15 protein-coding genes are annotated in these 15,716 nt (G+C 64.2%); 7 read left to right on the top strand and 8 right to left on the bottom strand.

Annotated elements, in window-relative coordinates:
• Nucleotides 1-110 precede the first annotated feature (110 nt).
• Both murJ and queF read left to right on the top strand, forming a co-directional pair.
• A complete protein-coding gene (gene murJ, locus WNM05_RS05555; protein ID WP_434633212.1) occupies nucleotides 111-1,646 on the top strand; it encodes a murein biosynthesis integral membrane protein MurJ in 1,536 nt (511 codons plus the stop codon).
• Between the two features lie 43 nt (nucleotides 1,647-1,689).
• Nucleotides 1,690-2,523 (top strand): NADPH-dependent 7-cyano-7-deazaguanine reductase QueF, encoded by an 834-nt coding sequence (queF, locus tag WNM05_RS05550; protein ID WP_434633209.1) that lies wholly within the window; start codon nucleotides 1,690-1,692, stop codon nucleotides 2,521-2,523.
• A 59-nt stretch (nucleotides 2,524-2,582) separates the two neighbouring features.
• Here queF and WNM05_RS05545 read toward each other — a convergent pair whose 3' ends face one another.
• A complete protein-coding gene (locus WNM05_RS05545) occupies nucleotides 2,583-3,260 on the bottom strand; it encodes a pseudouridine synthase (protein WP_434633206.1) in 678 nt (225 codons plus the stop codon).
• Nucleotides 3,261-3,326: 66 nt separating this feature from the next.
• Nucleotides 3,327-4,313 (bottom strand): GNAT family N-acetyltransferase, encoded by a 987-nt coding sequence (locus tag WNM05_RS05540; protein ID WP_434633203.1) that lies wholly within the window; start codon nucleotides 4,311-4,313, stop codon nucleotides 3,327-3,329.
• A gap of 125 nt (nucleotides 4,314-4,438) precedes the next feature.
• On the opposite strand from WNM05_RS05540, the gene WNM05_RS05535 reads away from it, so the two are divergent.
• On the top strand, nucleotides 4,439-5,146 hold the full coding sequence (locus WNM05_RS05535; protein ID WP_434633200.1) for an alanyl-tRNA editing protein: 708 nt from the start codon (nucleotides 4,439-4,441) through the stop codon (nucleotides 5,144-5,146).
• 49 nt (nucleotides 5,147-5,195) lie between these two features.
• Here the strand turns inward: WNM05_RS05535 and dtpA are convergent, their stop codons facing one another.
• Nucleotides 5,196-6,683 (bottom strand): dipeptide/tripeptide permease DtpA, encoded by a 1,488-nt coding sequence (dtpA, locus tag WNM05_RS05530; protein ID WP_434633198.1) that lies wholly within the window; start codon nucleotides 6,681-6,683, stop codon nucleotides 5,196-5,198.
• Nucleotides 6,684-7,198: 515 nt separating this feature from the next.
• Here dtpA and WNM05_RS05525 point away from each other — a divergent pair.
• Nucleotides 7,199-8,170, top strand: a complete 972-nt coding sequence (locus tag WNM05_RS05525; protein WP_434633196.1) for a hypothetical protein — start codon at nucleotides 7,199-7,201, stop codon at nucleotides 8,168-8,170.
• A gap of 253 nt (nucleotides 8,171-8,423) precedes the next feature.
• Here WNM05_RS05525 and WNM05_RS05520 read toward each other — a convergent pair whose 3' ends face one another.
• On the bottom strand, nucleotides 8,424-9,341 hold the full coding sequence (locus tag WNM05_RS05520; protein WP_434633194.1) for a LysR family transcriptional regulator: 918 nt from the start codon (nucleotides 9,339-9,341) through the stop codon (nucleotides 8,424-8,426).
• Between the two features lie 121 nt (nucleotides 9,342-9,462).
• Between WNM05_RS05520 and lysA the strand changes: the two genes are divergently transcribed.
• Complete coding sequence (lysA, locus tag WNM05_RS05515) at nucleotides 9,463-10,689, top strand: diaminopimelate decarboxylase (RefSeq protein ID WP_434633191.1); 1,227 nt, start codon at nucleotides 9,463-9,465, stop codon at nucleotides 10,687-10,689.
• 64 nt (nucleotides 10,690-10,753) lie between these two features.
• Here the strand turns inward: lysA and WNM05_RS05510 are convergent, their stop codons facing one another.
• On the bottom strand, nucleotides 10,754-11,074 hold the full coding sequence (locus WNM05_RS05510; RefSeq protein ID WP_434633188.1) for a BON domain-containing protein: 321 nt from the start codon (nucleotides 11,072-11,074) through the stop codon (nucleotides 10,754-10,756).
• A gap of 189 nt (nucleotides 11,075-11,263) precedes the next feature.
• Here WNM05_RS05510 and mltA point away from each other — a divergent pair, with 189 nt between their 5' ends.
• Nucleotides 11,264-12,520 (top strand): murein transglycosylase A, encoded by a 1,257-nt coding sequence (mltA, locus tag WNM05_RS05505; RefSeq protein WP_434633186.1) that lies wholly within the window; start codon nucleotides 11,264-11,266, stop codon nucleotides 12,518-12,520.
• A 39-nt stretch (nucleotides 12,521-12,559) separates the two neighbouring features.
• On the opposite strand, the gene WNM05_RS05500 is transcribed toward mltA, so the two are convergent.
• Together WNM05_RS05500 and WNM05_RS05495 are read right to left on the bottom strand one after the other, a co-directional pair.
• Nucleotides 12,560-12,889 (bottom strand): hypothetical protein, encoded by a 330-nt coding sequence (locus WNM05_RS05500; protein ID WP_434633184.1) that lies wholly within the window; start codon nucleotides 12,887-12,889, stop codon nucleotides 12,560-12,562.
• 168 nt (nucleotides 12,890-13,057) lie between these two features.
• Nucleotides 13,058-13,381: a hypothetical protein gene (locus tag WNM05_RS05495; protein ID WP_434633182.1), complete on the bottom strand. Its 324-nt coding sequence runs from the start codon at nucleotides 13,379-13,381 to the stop codon at nucleotides 13,058-13,060.
• A gap of 541 nt (nucleotides 13,382-13,922) precedes the next feature.
• Here WNM05_RS05495 and WNM05_RS05490 point away from each other — a divergent pair.
• The gene (locus WNM05_RS05490; RefSeq protein WP_081541839.1) at nucleotides 13,923-15,209 is read left to right on the top strand and encodes a tyrosine-type recombinase/integrase; all 1,287 of its coding nucleotides are present in this window, start codon (nucleotides 13,923-13,925) and stop codon (nucleotides 15,207-15,209) included.
• Nucleotides 15,210-15,221: 12 nt separating this feature from the next.
• On the opposite strand, the gene WNM05_RS05485 is transcribed toward WNM05_RS05490, so the two are convergent.
• Entirely contained in the window at nucleotides 15,222-15,716 is a 495-nt protein-coding gene (locus tag WNM05_RS05485) for a DUF3768 domain-containing protein (protein ID WP_434633180.1), read from the bottom strand.

Raw genomic sequence — 15,716 nt, 5'->3', positions numbered from 1 at the left:
AATCTGAAACCCGCGATTCTAAGCCCTAAACTCAGGTTTTGCAACAATAAAGCCGCCAGCGTAAACTAGCCGGCTTGCTCAATCCGCCCCGCGTTGGCCGTCAAACCCAAATGAACCTGCTAAAGGCCCTGGCTGCAGTCAGCAGCATGACCATGGTATCCCGCGTTCTCGGCCTGGTGCGCGACACCCTGGTCGCCCGCATTTTCGGCGCCGGCATGGCCGCCGACGCCTTCAACGCCGCCTTCAAGATTCCCAATATGCTGCGCCGGCTGTTCGCCGAAGGCGCGTTCTCGCAGGCCTTCGTGCCGATACTCGGCGAGTACAAGCAGAACAGGACGCACGAGGAGACGCGCGAGTTCGTCGCCAAGGTCACCGGCGTGCTCGGCTCCGTGCTGCTGCTGGTCACCGCGCTGGGCATGCTGGCGGCGCCGGCCATCATGTGGATCTCGGCGCCCGGCTTCTATCGCGAGCCGGCCAAGGCCGCGCTGTTCGCCGACATCCTCAGGGTCTCGTTCCCCTACATCTTCTTCATCTCGCTGTCGTCGATGACAGGCAGCATACTGAACAGTTGGGGCAGGTTCTCTATCCCGGCCTTCACCCCCACCTTCCTGAACCTGAGCTTCATCGTGTTCGCGCTGGGCTTCACCCAATACTTCCATCCGCCCATCATGGCGATGGCGTGGGCGGTTTTCGTCGGCGGCCTGATCCAGCTGGTGTGGCAACTGCCGTTCCTGAAACAGGTCGGCATGCTGGCCAAGCCCATCCTGGCCTTCCGCGACCCGGAGGTCTGGCGGGTGATCAGGCAGATGGGACCGGCGATCTTCGGCGTGTCGGTCGCGCAGATTTCCTTGCTGATCAACTCCACCTTCGCCTCCTTCCTGCCCACCGGCAGCGTGTCCTGGATGTATTACGCCGACCGGCTGATGGAGTTCCCGTCCGGCGTCCTCGGCGTCGCGCTCGGCACCATCCTGCTGCCGTCGCTGTCCAAGCATGCAGCCAGCAAGTCCGACGCCGAGTTCAGCGTGCTGCTGGACTGGGGCATACGGCTGTCGCTGCTGCTGGCGGTGCCGGCCACCGTCGGCCTGGGCCTGCTGTCGGGCCCGCTGCTGTACACGATGTTCATGTACGGCAAGTTCACGCCGCACGATGCGCTGATGTCGCAGCAGGCGGTGATCGCCTACTCCTTCGGCCTCTTGGGGCTGATCCTGGTCAAGGTGCTGGCGCCGGGCTTCTACGCGCGCCAGGACATCAAGACGCCGGTGCGAATCGCGGTGACCACGCTGATCGCCACCCAGGTGATGAACCTGGCCTTCGTGTTCCCGCTGAAGCACGCCGGCCTGGCGCTGTCGATAGGCCTGGCCTCCTGCGTCAACGCCGGCCTGCTGCTGTACACGCTGCGCAAGCGCGGCATCTACCGGCCCGAGGCCGGCTGGGAGGCCTTCCTCGGCAAGCTGGCCGTCGCCATCGCGGCGATGGCGGCCGCCTTGCTGGCCTGCCAGCGCTGGCTGCCGATAGACTGGCACGGCCACGCCTGGCAGCGCATGCTGTGGCTGCTGCTGCTGGTCGGCCTCGGCGCCGTCGTCTATTTCGCCGTGCTGTTCGCGCTGGGCTTCCGTCCGCGCCAGTTCATGCGCCGCGAACATTGAGCCCGCCCATGATCCAACCGCCACCGGCCAGAAAGTCGCAACGATGAGCCATCTGACACCCGAACACTCGCCGCTGGGCAAGACCGTCCAGTACCAGGACCATTACGCGCCGGAACTGCTGTTCCCGATCGCGCGCCAGACCAAGCGCGACGAGATAGGCGTGGCCGAAGCCGCGCTGCCCTTCGCAGGCGTCGACATCTGGACCGGCTTCGAGCTGTCCTGGCTGAACGCCCGCGGCAAGCCGCAGGTCGGCATCGCCACCTTCCGCATCCCGGCCGACAGTCCCCGGCTGATCGAGTCCAAATCGTTCAAGCTCTACCTGAACAGCTACAATCAGACGCGGATAGACGGCGTCGACTCGCTGTCGGCCCAGCTGGCGCGCGACCTGTCCGCCGCCGCCGGCGCCGACGTCTCCGTCTCCGTCGCGCTGCCGCCGGCCTTCGCCGCCGAACGGATCGCCGAGCTCGCCGGCGAATATATCGACGACCTCGATATCGAAGTGGACCACTACGCGCCGTGTCCGGAAGTCCTGAAGGCCGATCCGGCCGACATCGTCAGCGAGACGCTGTGCAGCAATCTCTTGAAGTCCAACTGCCTGGTCACCGGCCAACCGGACTGGGGCAGCGTGTCCATCCGCTACACCGGGCCGAAGATGGACCGCGAGGCGCTGCTGCGCTACCTGATCGGCTTCCGCCAGCACAACGAGTTCCACGAACAATGCGTCGAGCGCATCTTCGTCGACGTGCTGCGCGCCTGCGCGCCGCAGACGCTGACCGTCTACGCCCGCTACACCCGCCGCGGCGGCCTCGACATCAATCCGTGGCGCAGCAACGCCGACAAGGCGCCGGCCGACAACACACGCACCGCGCGGCAGTAGACGCGCCGAACAAAAAAGGGATGCCGCGCGGCATCCCTTTTTTTATGATCGGGCCGAATTCAGAACGGCGCCGGCGCCTCGAACTCCATCTCCTCGAAAGTCACCGGGTGGCGCAAGACCAGGCGCGACGCGTGCAGCAGCAGCCTGTCAGCCTTGGCCAGCGCCTCCGGCGGCGCGTAGATGTCGTCGCCGAGGATGGGGTGGCCGGACTCCAGATGCAGCATGTGCATGCGCAGCTGGTGGGCGCGGCCGGTCTGCGGGTCCAGCTCCATCCGGCTGATATTGCGCACGGTGTCGCGGCTGATCACGCGGTAATGGGTGATCGCCTCCTTGCCCTCGTCGAAATCGACCTTCTGCCGCGGCCGGTTGGGCCAGTCTATGATCAGCGGCAGGTCTATGGTGCCGCTATTGCTGTCGACGATGCCGTCCACCACCGCGATATAGCGCTTCTTCACCTTGCGGTCCATGAAGGCGATCGACAAGGCGCGCTGCATCTCCGGCCCCCGCCCCATCACCACCAGGCCGGACGTGGCCATGTCCAGGCGGTGCACGGTCAGCGCGTCCGGATAGACCTGCTGCGCGCGGCGGATCAGGCAGTCCGCCTTGTCCTCGCCGCGTCCCGGCACCGACAGCAGGCCGCTGGGCTTGTCCAGCACCAGCAGGCAGTCGTCTACGTAGACGACGTCGAGGCCGGTGTCCGGCGGCGGATTGTAATGTTCAAGATTGTGTCGTTGCATGGCTGACGGCTTTGAAATCGATTGGCGGCGATTATCGGCGCTCCCCCGGAAGCAGACAAGGCCCACTCACTTCAGGTCCTCGGCCGACGGCTCCAGCAGCGACGCACAACGCGACAACAGCCAGTTCAGCGGTGCCGACTGATGGCGGAAGTAATTCCAGGTCGGCAGCTGTTGCGCGCCGAGGATGCGCTTGAACTCGTAGCAGGTGGCGCCCAGCTCGATCTCGGCGCACCCCCGCTGCTGGGCCAGCTCCACCGAGCGGATGAACATGGCGAAATAGAGCCCGTGGTCCCAGGCATGCGCGTAATCCAGGCCGACAAAAGCGTTCATCATCGCGTCCCCCCTGCCCAGCAGCTGGGTGAAGCCGATCAGTTCGTTCCGCAGATAAAACAGCAGATAGGTGCTGTCGCCGCTGGTGGCGGTGAAATAATCGGGACTCAGCCGGCCGAATTTCATCGGCGCCTTTCGCCAGGTCTGCAGATAAAGCGCGTAAATCCTGCCCAGCAGATCGGCAGGCAGGCCGTCCGACACCTCGTAGCGCAAGCCGGCCGCCTTTTTCAGCTTGCGCCGAAGCAGATTGCGGCGCTCGCTTTTCAGCGAGGCGTAATAGTCCCCGTCAAAGCGGATGACCGGAACCGGCAAGCCCTTCACCCTGGCGTAGCCATCCAGCGGCAAATCGTCGCCGAACCCCTTCCAGGCGATCAGCCTCCCCTTCTGCCCGAGCCGTCGCGTCACCTCCTCGACGATCTCCGCCGTCAACGCCCCCTCCATCCGCCCCAGATCGGTCACCGGATGTCCGGCGCAGGCCATGGGGATCGTCAGCTTGGGCAGCAGCCCGAACAGCCGCCCTCTGGGCAGCAAGGTATTCAGTTCCAGGCCGGTGACGAAATAAGGGATGCAGCACAGGCGATGGCCGCCCCGCTCTACGACGAAGAAACCGTGCCGGAAGCCCGGCAGGCAACCAAGGGAAAAGGCGCGGTAGAAGTCCGGGCCATCGGGATTGCCGATGGAGAAATCATTCGGCGGGCAAGGCAGATCTTGTACAGTAAGCATGAGCCGACAAACCGGTGGTTTCAGGAAATGGCGCAGAACGGTCGCGGGCGGGCTCGCCCCCGACTCAGTGAGTGATCAGATAAATTGACTATAGTTCACACAAAAACTTAAAGGCAAGAATCTATATGAGCGAACAATTCTACAAAGATGCCTATCAAACCCGCCTCGCCACCCGCGTGCTGCGCCACGACGATGCGGGCTTGGCGCTGGAAGACACGCTGTGCTACCCGCTCGGCGGCGGCCAGCCCGGCGACAGCGCCACGCTGACGCTGGCCGACGGCTCGGCGCTGCGCATCGCCGATACCCGCCGCGACCGCGAGACCCGCGTCATCCTGCACCAGACCGACGGCGACGCCAGGCTGGCGCCCGGAACGGAAGTGACGCTGGAGCTGGACTGGGCGCGCCGCCATCGCCACATGCGGGTGCACACCTGTCTGCACCTGCTGTCGGTGGTGATCAAGGCCGGCGTCACCGGCGGCAATCTGACAGCAGAATCCGGCCGGCTGGATTTCGACCTGCCCGAGGGCATGGAACTGGACAAGGAGAGCATCGAGGCCGAACTGAACCGGCTGATCGAAGCCGATCTGGCGGTGGCGGTGAAGATGACGAGCGGCGAGGCCTTGAAGGCGCAGCCGGAACTGATCAAGACGATGTCGGTGACGCCGCCGCTGCACCTGCCGGAAATCCGGCTGATCGAAGTGGAGGGCGTCGACCTGCAACCATGTGGCGGCACCCATGTGGCGCGCACCGGCGAGATCGGCCGGGTCCGGATCAAGAAGATAGAAAGCAAGGGCGCCCGCAACAAGCGGGTGGTCGTCGAACTGGCGGATTGAACGAAAACGGGAGCCTCGCTCCCGTTGTCTTTTATCGGTGGCCGGCGGCTCAGCGCGCGTCCAGCGCCATCTCGTGTTCCGGATGCTCCGATGCCCCATCCAGCGTCATCCGGTGCAGCCACGGCGCGATGATGATGGTCACGACCGCGATCACGCCGGTCACGACGCCGATCTGGGTGAACACGCGGCTGTAGATCTCCAGCGTGACCAGCGGGCTGGCGACCTTGTCCGGCGCCGCGGTCAGCCCGGCCACCCAGCCGGCGATCACCGACGACGCGGCCGAGGTCAGGAACCAGGCGCCCATGATGAAGCCCATCAGCCGCTGCGGCACCAGTTGCGCCACCATCGCCAGCCCCAGGCCGGAGATCAGCAGCTCGCCTACGCTCTGCAGCAGATAGCTCAACACCATCCAGTTCGACGACACCAGACCCTGGGCGTTCGCGTACTTGGCGCCCAGCGGCAGCACCAGGAAGGCGGCGGCGCACAGCACCATGCCGATCGCGAACTTGTGCGGCATCGGCAGGCGGTTGCCCAGCTTGTTGTAGCAGACCGCGAGCAAGGGGCTGGCCAGCATGATCCAGAACGGATTCAGCGACTGGAACTGCTCCGGCTGCACCGGAATGCCGAACAGCGTGTGCTCGGTGTTGTGGATGGCGAAGAAGTTCAGCGACAGCGGCATCTGGTTGTACAGCACGAAGAACACCGTCGCCTGCAGCATCAGGATCGCGGCGACGATCATCTTCTTGCGCTCGGCGCCGTTCAGCTGCAGCGTTTCCTTGACGTACAGGCCCACGACGCCGATGGACAGCACGGCCAGCACCGCGTTGGCGATGATCTCGTGCTTCAGCAGCAACGCGGCGGCGACGCAGGCGGCCGCGACGCCGGCCAGCACCGCCAGCCAGGTGGACGGCTTGGGCGTGCGGAAATCGGCGTCCGAGCCGTAGTCCTTGACCCAGCTCTTCATGAAGACGAAGTTGACGACGGTGATCAGCATGCCGACCACAGACAGCGCGAAGGCGTGGGCGTAGCCGAAGCGGTCGGCCAGCCACGGCGTGGCCAGCATAGACAGCAGCGAGCCGATATTGATCGCCATGTAGTACATCGTGAAGGCGCCGTCCAGCCGCGGGTCGTTCTCCTCGTAGCACTTGGACAGCAGCGACGACGGATTGGCCTTGAACAGGCCGTTGCCGACGGCGATGGTGCCCATGCCCAGATAGAGCAGGCCGATATTGTCCGCCGACGCGGTCACCATCGCGTAGCCGGCGGTCAGCACCAGCGCGCCCAGCAGGATGGTGCGCTTGGTGCCCAGCACCTTGTCGCCCAGCCAGCCGCCGACGGCGATCAGGCCGAACACCAGCGCGATGAAGGAGGAGAACAGCGTGAACGACTCGGCCTCGTGCAGGCCCAGGGCCTTCACCAGGTAGACCGCCAGGATGCCCTGCAGGCCGTAGAAGCCGAAACGCTCCCAGAATTCGATCGAGAAGATCAGGTAAAACGGCTTCGGTTGCCGCAGCGGATTGAGCGCAGTCGACGTCATAATCGGTTCCTTGTGATTCCGGAACTGCCGCCTCCGGGACGATCTCCCGCCGGCGGATGACAACGACGCTCCCGGCGCCGGCCAACGCCGGTCACGCCAGGGTGAGACAGACAGTGGGCACTACTGAAAATAAGCGAACTTCCGCCATCGGCTGAAAATGCCATGCAACTACGGCTTTCGAGCACAAAAGATGGCTTTCAGCGCCTATTGATGAAGCAAGCCGCCTCCGCTGTCAATCGACAATGCGACATCGGCGGGCGGATATGTCAAATGCAATGACATTATCCGGCCGTGGCGGATGCCGGCTCGCGCGGCAGCGCCGGCCCGGCCGCAATATCACGAAAATATTATTTTAATAATCGTTAATATTTGAAACATCATTGCAAAATGCCGCCGGCCGCCGAAAAGTTCCGCCGCGGACAAAATCGACGAAGGAAACCGGTACAAAGAACAGGTTCGTCGGCGCGGGCCGCCGGCTATCCCTGCAATATCATCGCCGCCGTGGAGAAACCGTCATGTCGATGCCGCGCCGCTTTTCATCGCTGCTGCTGTTGCTGCTGCCCCTGTATGCCGCGGCGGCCGAGCCGCCGGACTCCCCGCCGCTGCCGTGGCAGGAACTGGCGGCCCGCCTGCGCCACACCTATTACACCGGCGGCGTGCACAACGAGAAAGGCTGTCTGCCGCCGTTCCAGTGCACCTACCCGCGCCAGCCCGGCCAGCCCAGCGACCCGCGCTTTCCGAAGTGGTGGGTCAGCGAATGGACGATGTACCGGGTCTTCAGCGGCTACGACAAGTATCCGCCGCCATATGCCTCGCCTCCGAAAGGCCTGACGCCGGACGACTACGAAGTGTCCTACGGCGCCAGCTACTACGACGCCAGCTATGTGCCGCCCGACGGCGACGGCAGCGGCGCGATGATGGAGCATTACGACAAGCGCTGCCTGCCGATATTTCCCGGCAGCAACCATTACAGCTGCAGCTTCGTCTCCCTGGGCAACAAGGCCTATTTCCTGACCTACGCCGACCGCCCGCCCGGCATGCCGCAATGCTGCCAGTTCTCGCTGAACAATCATCCGCCGCGGCAGGACTTCATCCGGCACCTGCCGTACAACCAGGCGGAGAGCAGCCATGTGGACAACAGCCTGCAGGCCTATTCGCGGCTGGTCGGACCGCAGAAAATATTGTTCGGCTACGCCTTCAACAAGAAAGCGACGCGCGACGCCGGCCGGTCCCGCACGCCGCCGTACCGCCATCCGCAATCGTTCTACTTCTCCGGCGACCCCAGCCCGGAGCCGAACGCGCCGATAGTCAGCCAGAACTACGACAACTTCCGCGCCGAAAAGCCGGATCCGGCCCAAACCTGGGACCAGGTGGCCCAGATGTGTCCGGTCAAGCCGCAATGGTGCTGCCTGTTCGCCTCCGACTGCCCGAACGGCCCGCCGGACGCGGCCGACAGCCCGAAATCCTGGGCCACGCTGAAGCCTTAGAGCCTGTTCAAAGTCTTTTTGCGGCAGCGGCCACCTCTGCCGGATGCAGGGCGCGGAAAGCGGCCCGCCGCAGTGTCATTCACTGCAAGGGACGTTTGACAAAGCCATGCGCCGGCAGAAAACGGCCCCGAAGGGCAGCCCAGCCAGCAGGCCATCTGCGGCGTTGTCAGGCTAGGCCTTGGAATGACCAAGGCCTACGCCCTCCGCCTTGCATCTGGCCTGCTGGCTGGGCTGCGCTACTTTGAACAGGCTCTTAGGCTCTCAGCGCCGCCAGCCGCGCGTCGAGCCCGGCCACCTGCCGCTCCAGCGCCTCGGCGAAACGCCGCGGCAGCGGCGAGGCCGGCCGGAACTGCGGCTGCACCAGCTGCACGCGAAACGGTATCGACACCGCCAGCGGCCGCGCCACCAGGCCGCGATCGGCCTCGGCCAGCGCCGTCAGCGGATTGACGATGGCCACGCCGAGGCCCAGCCTGACCATCGCGCAGACCGAGGCCGCGTGATGGCTGGCCAGCTGCAGCCGGCGCGACACGCCGGCGCCGGCGAACCAGGCGTCCACCTGCTGGCGGTAGCTGTCGCTGGCGGCCAGGCTGATGAAGGACAGGCCGGCGAAGTCGCGCGCCTCCAGCCTGGGCTTGCCCGCCAGCGGATGGCCGGCCGGCAGCACGCACAACTCGTCGCCCTGCCATAGCGGCGTCGCCAGGCAGCCGGCCGGCGCCTGCTGCTGCTCGCACAGGCCAAGGTCGCAGCGTTGCGCCGCCAGCCACTCCTCCAGCCACGGCGATTCCTGCGGGCTGATGTCGACGCCGACATCGGGAAAGGCGGCGATGAAATCGGCGCAGGCAGCCGGCAGTAGAGCCTGGGCGAATACCGGCAGACAGGCGATGGCCAGCTGGCCGCCGGCGAACTGGCGTATCGCCGCCGCGCTGCCGGCGATGCGCTGCAGGCCGACGAAGCTGCGCTCGACCTCGGCGAACAGCTGCAGCGCCTGCTGTGTCGGACGCAGGCGCCCGCGTCCGCGCTCGAACAGGACGAGGTCCAGCACTTGCTCGCAGCGCGCCAGCTCCCGGCTGACCGTAGGCTGCGAGGTGTGCAGCAAGCGCGCGGCGCCGCTGACGCTGCCGGTGGTCATCACCGCCCGGAACACCTCGATATGGCGCAGATTGATCGACATGGCCGACCGTCCCCAATCGCAAAATCCATATCATAAATGAAAGCCATACCGACAAATTGCTATTTTATTTTTGTCCAGGCCTGCACCATGATAGAGGGCATCTGAAACGGAACCGCCCGCCATGCACGCCTTCGACACCCGCCAACTCGCCAGCATCGCCCGCCAGTACGGCGCGCCGCTGTGGGTCTACCACGCCGACACCATCCGCGAGCGCATCGCCGAGCTGAAGGCTTTCGACACCATACGCTACGCGCAGAAAGCCAACTCCAACACCCACATCCTGCGGCTGATGCGCGAACAGGGCGTCAAGGTGGACGCGGTGTCGCTCGGCGAGATCGAGCGCGCGCTGGCCGCCGGCTACCTCGGCGGCGAGCAGGCCGACATCGTGTTCACCGCCGACCTGCTGGACCGCCCGACGCTGGCCAAGGTCGTCGCCGAGCGCATTCCGGTGAACGCCGGCTCGATAGACATGCTGCGCCAGCTGGGCGAGGCCGCCCCCGGCCACCCGGTCTGGCTGCGCATCAACCCCGGCTTCGGTCACGGACACAGCCAGAAGACCAATACCGGCGGCGAGAACAGCAAGCACGGCATCTGGCACGGCGAACTCGCCGAGGCGCTGGCAGCCGTGCGGCGGCACGGCCTGCGGCTGGTCGGCGTGCACATGCACATCGGCTCCGGCGTCGACTACGGCCATCTGGAACGGGTGTGCGGCGCGATGGTCGATACCGTGGCCGCGCTGGGCTGCGACCTGGAGGCGATCTCCGCCGGCGGCGGCCTGTCCGTCCCCTACCGCGACGGCGACGCCCGCATCGATACCGGCCACTACTTCCAGTTGTGGGACGCGGCCAGGCGGCGCATCGCCGACAGGCTGGGCCATCCGGTGCGGCTGGAGATAGAGCCGGGCCGCTTCCTCGTGGCCGAGGCAGGCGCGCTGCTGGCCGAGGTGCGCGCGGTCAAGGACATGGGCCGCCGCCACTTCGTGCTGGTCGACGCCGGCTTCAACGACCTGATGCGGCCGTCGCTGTACGGCAGCTACCACCACATCACGCTGCTGGACGCAGACGGCGCCGGGAAGACCGGGCGGATCGACACCGTGGTGGCCGGTCCCTTGTGCGAATCCGGCGATGTATTCACCCAGCGCGAAGGCGGCACGGTGGAGACGCGGCCGCTGCCGCCGGCGCGGATCGGCGACCTGATGGTCTTCCACAACGCCGGCGCCTACGGCGCGACGATGTCGTCGAACTACAACAGCCGGCCGCTGCTGGCCGAGGTGCTGGTGGACGGCGCCGAAGTCCGGCAGATCCGCCGCCGCCAGACCATGGCCGAGCTGCTGGCGCTGGAGGCCTGAGCCCGGACGCGACAAAGCCGGGCCCCGCCCGGCTTTGCGCACATTCCGTCACCCCGCGGGATGATCAGCCCTTCTGTTCCATCTTGTTGATGACGAACTTGACGCCCGGCACCTTCTCGGCGATCTGGCCGGCCTTGAACATCTGCTGGTCGTCGCTCATCACGCCCGCTATCGTCACCTCGCCCTTGGCGCTGCTGACCTGCAGATTCAATGCCTTCAGCTCCGGATCGGCGTCCAGCGCCTGCTTGACGCCGGCAGCCAGCTCGGCGTCGCTCGGCGCGGCAGCGCTCTGGGCGGCCGGCGTGTCGGCGTAAGCTTGGACGGAAAAACCGCCGGAAAGGGCCAGCGCGGCCAGCAACAAGGTTTGCCCTGCAACTCGTTTCATCGTCTTCTCCAGATTTCTCGCTCTAGGCCCGATGCCATACACGGAACGGAGTCATGTTAACCAGGAAACTTTTCCGTTTTGTTGCAGCTCCATGACATCACACCGTAGCCGTCCGCCATGCCGCCGCCTGGGCGCTTCGCGGGTTACAATCCGAGCCACCGTCAAAGAAAGGCCATCCGGCCGTAAAGCATGAAGCTGAAATCACTGAAGACAGGCTGGCTGCCGTGGCTGGCCCTGCTGGCGCTGGCCGGCTGCACCACCACGCCGCCCGTCGGCCCCTCTCCGTCCCGCCCCTCCTACTCCGGCGCCGACAGCGCCAGCCCGGCCGCGCTGCCGGCCTGGAACAGCCAGGCGCTCGGCGATTCGCTGCAGGGCCTGCGCCGGAGTTGCCGCACGCTGCAGAAGAAGCCGGCCTGGAGCGGCGTCTGTCGCGAGGCCGGCATCCTCGCGGCCAACGACGCCGACGCCGTGCGCCGCTTCTTCGAGAACCGCTTCACCGCCTGGAAGCTTCGCGACGGCGGCCGCGACAGCGGCCTGATCACCGGCTATTACGAGCCGTTGCTGAACGGCAGCCACAGCCGTTCCGAGCGGACGCCCTGGCCGGTGTACGGCGTGCCGCGCGACCTGGTCGGCGTAGACGTGCCGGTCAGCCAGCGCGGCCGCGGCACGCTGCGCGCCAGGCAGGTGGCGCCGGGCAGGCTGGCGCTGGCCGCCGGCGGCGACATCGAGATCAATCCGGCCGACTTCCCCAACGACCCGCGCGGTATCCGGCTGAAAGGACGACTGTCCGGCTCGCGGCTGCTGCCCTATTTCAACCGCGGCCAGATCAATCAGGGCAGCATCGCCGGCAGCGCGCCGGTGATCGCCTGGGTCGAGGATCCGGTCGAGCTGTTCTTCCTGCAGGTGCAGGGCTCGGGCCGCATCCAGCTGGACGACGGCAGCTTTCTGCACGTCGGCTTCGCCGACCAGAACGGCTATCCGTATCAGTCGATAGGCAAATGGCTGGTGGACCGCGGCGAGATGACGCTCGGCGACGCGTCGATGCAGGGCATCAAGGACTGGCTGGCGAAAAACCCGCAGCGCCGCGACGAGCTCTTGTCCGCCAATCCCAGCTACATCTTCTTCAAGCCGCTGTCCGGCGACGACGGCGGCCCGATAGGCGCGCTGGGCGTGCCGCTGACCGGCGGCTACAGCATCGCGGTCGACCCGCGCTACATCCCGCTGGGCGCGCCGGTCTACCTGGCCACAAGCTGGCCGAACTCCAGCGAGCCGCTGACGCGGCTGGTCAACGCCCAGGACACCGGCAGCGCGATCAAGGGCGCATTGCGCGCCGACCTGTTCTGGGGCTACGGCACCGAGGCCGGCATGTATGCCGGGCGGATGAAGCAACAGGGCAGCATGTGGCTGCTGCTGCCCAAGGGCATGACGCCTGCGTCGGCGCTGTAAACAGGACGGGGCCGCGCGGCCCCGTTTCTTCATCCCGCCTCAGGCCGCCTCGGCCAGCCGTCCCAGCCTCGACAGCCTGGCGGCGATCGCGCCGCGACTGCGCCCATGCTCGATGGCGATCTGCTTCAAGGCCACGCCGGCGTCGAAAGCCCGCAACAGCCTCGCCTCCTCCCCCGCCGACCAGCCGCGGCCGGCCTTGTCCGGCGGCAGGCGCCGCTCGGCGCCCTCCAGCGCCCGGCTGGCGAGAAACAAGGCCCGGATCACCTCGGGACGGCTCAGCGCGGCGTGCGGGGCCAGCGGCTGGCCGCTGTGCGGGTCGATTCCATTGGCAAGGGCTTCCACGATGCTGCGGGCTTCGGCTGGCGACATGATGCAGGCTCCCTGGATGGGTTGACGGATAATCCTGGCCGCAAATATCTGCGGCGGGACCAGCATAGCACCGCGACGCGACGCGCCCACCTGTCTGATCAGCCACCTGCCGGAAAGACCCGCTCCGCGCCCCTGCTCCTGCCCGTCCCGGCGATGCCGCGCTCAAGCTCATTTTTTGCAGTAGACGCGGGCGAAGCTCAGCATGCTGTCGAGCACCTCCTGGTAGCCGACCACCTTGCTCGGTCCCCTGGCCTTGACGTCGTCGATGGCGGCGCGCGTATTTTCACAATATCGCGTGTCGCCCTGCGCCATGTCCTTGTGCTTGTTGGACGCTTCGGAATAAACGAAAAAAGACTTGTCGCAGTGCAGGTGGGGATATTTGTCGCCGACCGCGACATAGGTCTTGTTGCCGCAATAATTCTTCTTGTAATCATCGGCATATGCCGAGACGGCGATCAACATCACGAAAAAACCGAGGGCGATCTGTTTCATCTTGAATTTTCCTTGGCAAGAACAAGCAATGAATCCGCTATTCAATTGAAAAGGCAGAAAACATCCTGCGCCAAAGATATAGCATATAAAAATAACAAAATGCTTCCAATTGTCATTTTAGATTGCGGTTTCAGGCCGAAAGACCACCATCCTCTCACGGCCGGCGGCTCGCCGCGATGCCGCGCCGGCAAGGCGCGGCGGCGGACAAGGGCAGCAGGCATCGCGGCGCGTCGATCGGAATGGCGCGGAGCGGGACATCGGGGCGCCTGAGCCGGCGCGGAACGCAAAACGGCTTACGGTATCAACCGTAAGCCGTCGCTGTATCTGGTGGGCCCCCGGGGAGTCGAACCCCGCACCAACGGATTATGAGTCCTAAATTCAAACCATATCCAGGCGGTGATATGCGTTGACAAAACAAACGTAATTCATTGCTTTAAAAGTAAAAAAATATAACCACCCACAAAAAATAGATGATAAGAATTGACCAAAAGGCACTCAACGGCCCTACAATAACCCTACAACAAAGCATGTAGGGCATATCATGGCACGCGTTCCACTAACCATCAATCGAATCGAAAAGCTTTCCTGCCCAGAAGGGAAATCCCAAGTTTTCATGAGAGACAGCGAAGTCCCCGGACTTGGGCTTCGCTGCACCCCAAAGCGCAAGACCTTCATCTTTGAAGCAGACCTACACGGTCAGACTATTCGCATCACGATTGGTGAGTACCCTGCATGGCTGCTTGACACCGCGCAAGGCAGCAATGAACCCAGCGCCCGACGGCGTGCCCGTGAATTGCGTGGACTGATTGACCAAGGCATCGACCCGCGCCTTCAAGAGAAGGAGGCCAAGGCTGAGCATGAAAAGCTGCAGGCCGCTGCAAATAAAAAAGGCATCACCCTTTCAGACGCGTGGCCCGTGTACATCCAAGCCAATGCCAGCCGCTGGGGAGCTCGACATCTTGCAGACCATGAACGGCTCGCACATCGAGGTGGAGACCCCAGAACCCGCTCGAAAGCAAAGCAAACCATCCCCGGACCGCTTGCAGCGTTGCTTGATGTCAAGCTAGTAGATTTAGATGCAGACCGGCTCACCACATGGCTAGAGCATGAAAATGAAACCCGCCCCACGGTGGCAGCGCTAGCCTTCCGAATGCTGAGAGCATTTCTCAACTGGTGCGACGAGCAACCTGAGTACTCTGGACTCATCCCAGAAATCAATCATGCCGCCAAGAAGGTCCGTCAAAAAGTGGCAAAATCAAAAGCCAAGGATGACTGTTTGCAAAAAGAACAGTTGCCTGTCTGGTTTGCCAATGTACAAAAGCTAAGCCCAATATTCAGTGCTTACTTGCAGACACTGCTATTAACTGGTGCCAGACGAGAGGAGCTAGCAGACCTGAAATGGTCGGATGTGGACTTCCAATGGAAGAGCATACGCATCTCGGACAAGATAGAAGGAGAGCGCCACATCCCCCTCACCCCCTATGTTGCCAATCTTCTAGCAAACCTTCCTTTCAGAAATGAATGGGTCTTCAGCAGCACCGCCGCGCAAAGCGGCCGCATACAAGACCCACGTTACGCTCACAACCAAGCCCTATCTTCGGCAGGCTTGCCCCCCTTAACGCTGCATGGGTTAAGACGCTCATTTGGCACTCTTGCCGAGTGGATTGAGTGCCCAACAGGCGTGGTTGCACAAATTCAAGGACATAAACCAAGCGCCACAGCTGAAAAGCATTACCGTCGTCGGCCGCTTGACCTTCTAAGGAAATGGCATATTCAGATTGAAGACTGGATTTTAGCGCAAGCGAATATCCAGAGTACCACCAGCTGAAGATACTGAGATTCAGTACTCCTCCGCCAGCATCAGCGTCATCACCCGCCGGGTCGCCTCGGCATCCCACGGCGCTTCGCTGCCCTGCTCTGAATCCGGCGCGTAGTAGTCGATCTTCCAGAACACGGCGACGCCATCGATCTCGACCTGGCCGAAGTCATGCTCCAGATAAGGATCGTTGTCGGCGGTGAAGTCCTGGACCTGCCGGATCGCGTCGATGAACTGATCTGAGTTGGCAAGGCTGGCGAAGCCTTGGGTGCAGCAGACCTGGCCCAGGCGGGATGAGGGAAATGGCAAGCTGTGCCGCAGTTGGTCATTCAGCTCGGCGGTCTTGAGCTGGTTCAGCAGCCAAGTGCTGGTTTGCGGCAGCCGGTTGACCTGCAGCAGGATGGCGTCCGGGGTGGGCAGGTGTTGATTGTGCAGTAGCGACTGCAGCCAGCTGCGGATACCCGCCGCGTCCTGAAACGGGCAGACCAGACCATTCAGGGTGTGAATGCGGTGATTCAT

Source organism: Chromobacterium sp. CV08, assembly GCF_051129845.1.
Taxonomy (GTDB): domain Bacteria; phylum Pseudomonadota; class Gammaproteobacteria; order Burkholderiales; family Chromobacteriaceae; genus Chromobacterium.
This window is presented reverse-complemented; position numbering and strand designations above follow the sequence as displayed.

What these genes read in the sequence shown, in the direction of transcription:
- murJ (WP_434633212.1), top strand. Translation starts at nt 111, where the DNA reads ATGAACCTGCTAAAGGCCCTGGCTGCAGTCAGCAGCATGACCATGGTA.
- queF (WP_434633209.1), top strand. Translation starts at nt 1,690, where the DNA reads ATGAGCCATCTGACACCCGAACACTCGCCGCTGGGCAAGACCGTCCAG.
- WNM05_RS05545 (WP_434633206.1), bottom strand. Translation starts at nt 3,260, where the DNA reads ATGCAACGACACAATCTTGAACATTACAATCCGCCGCCGGACACCGGC.
- WNM05_RS05540 (WP_434633203.1), bottom strand. Translation starts at nt 4,313, where the DNA reads ATGCTTACTGTACAAGATCTGCCTTGCCCGCCGAATGATTTCTCCATC.
- WNM05_RS05535 (WP_434633200.1), top strand. Translation starts at nt 4,439, where the DNA reads ATGAGCGAACAATTCTACAAAGATGCCTATCAAACCCGCCTCGCCACC.
- dtpA (WP_434633198.1), bottom strand. Translation starts at nt 6,683, where the DNA reads ATGACGTCGACTGCGCTCAATCCGCTGCGGCAACCGAAGCCGTTTTAC.
- WNM05_RS05525 (WP_434633196.1), top strand. Translation starts at nt 7,199, where the DNA reads ATGTCGATGCCGCGCCGCTTTTCATCGCTGCTGCTGTTGCTGCTGCCC.
- WNM05_RS05520 (WP_434633194.1), bottom strand. Translation starts at nt 9,341, where the DNA reads ATGTCGATCAATCTGCGCCATATCGAGGTGTTCCGGGCGGTGATGACC.
- lysA (WP_434633191.1), top strand. Translation starts at nt 9,463, where the DNA reads ATGCACGCCTTCGACACCCGCCAACTCGCCAGCATCGCCCGCCAGTAC.
- WNM05_RS05510 (WP_434633188.1), bottom strand. Translation starts at nt 11,074, where the DNA reads ATGAAACGAGTTGCAGGGCAAACCTTGTTGCTGGCCGCGCTGGCCCTT.
- mltA (WP_434633186.1), top strand. Translation starts at nt 11,264, where the DNA reads ATGAAGCTGAAATCACTGAAGACAGGCTGGCTGCCGTGGCTGGCCCTG.
- WNM05_RS05500 (WP_434633184.1), bottom strand. Translation starts at nt 12,889, where the DNA reads ATGTCGCCAGCCGAAGCCCGCAGCATCGTGGAAGCCCTTGCCAATGGA.
- WNM05_RS05495 (WP_434633182.1), bottom strand. Translation starts at nt 13,381, where the DNA reads ATGAAACAGATCGCCCTCGGTTTTTTCGTGATGTTGATCGCCGTCTCG.
- WNM05_RS05490 (WP_081541839.1), top strand. Translation starts at nt 13,923, where the DNA reads ATGGCACGCGTTCCACTAACCATCAATCGAATCGAAAAGCTTTCCTGC.
- WNM05_RS05485 (WP_434633180.1), bottom strand. Translation starts at nt 15,716, where the DNA reads ATGAATCACCGCATTCACACCCTGAATGGTCTGGTCTGCCCGTTTCAG.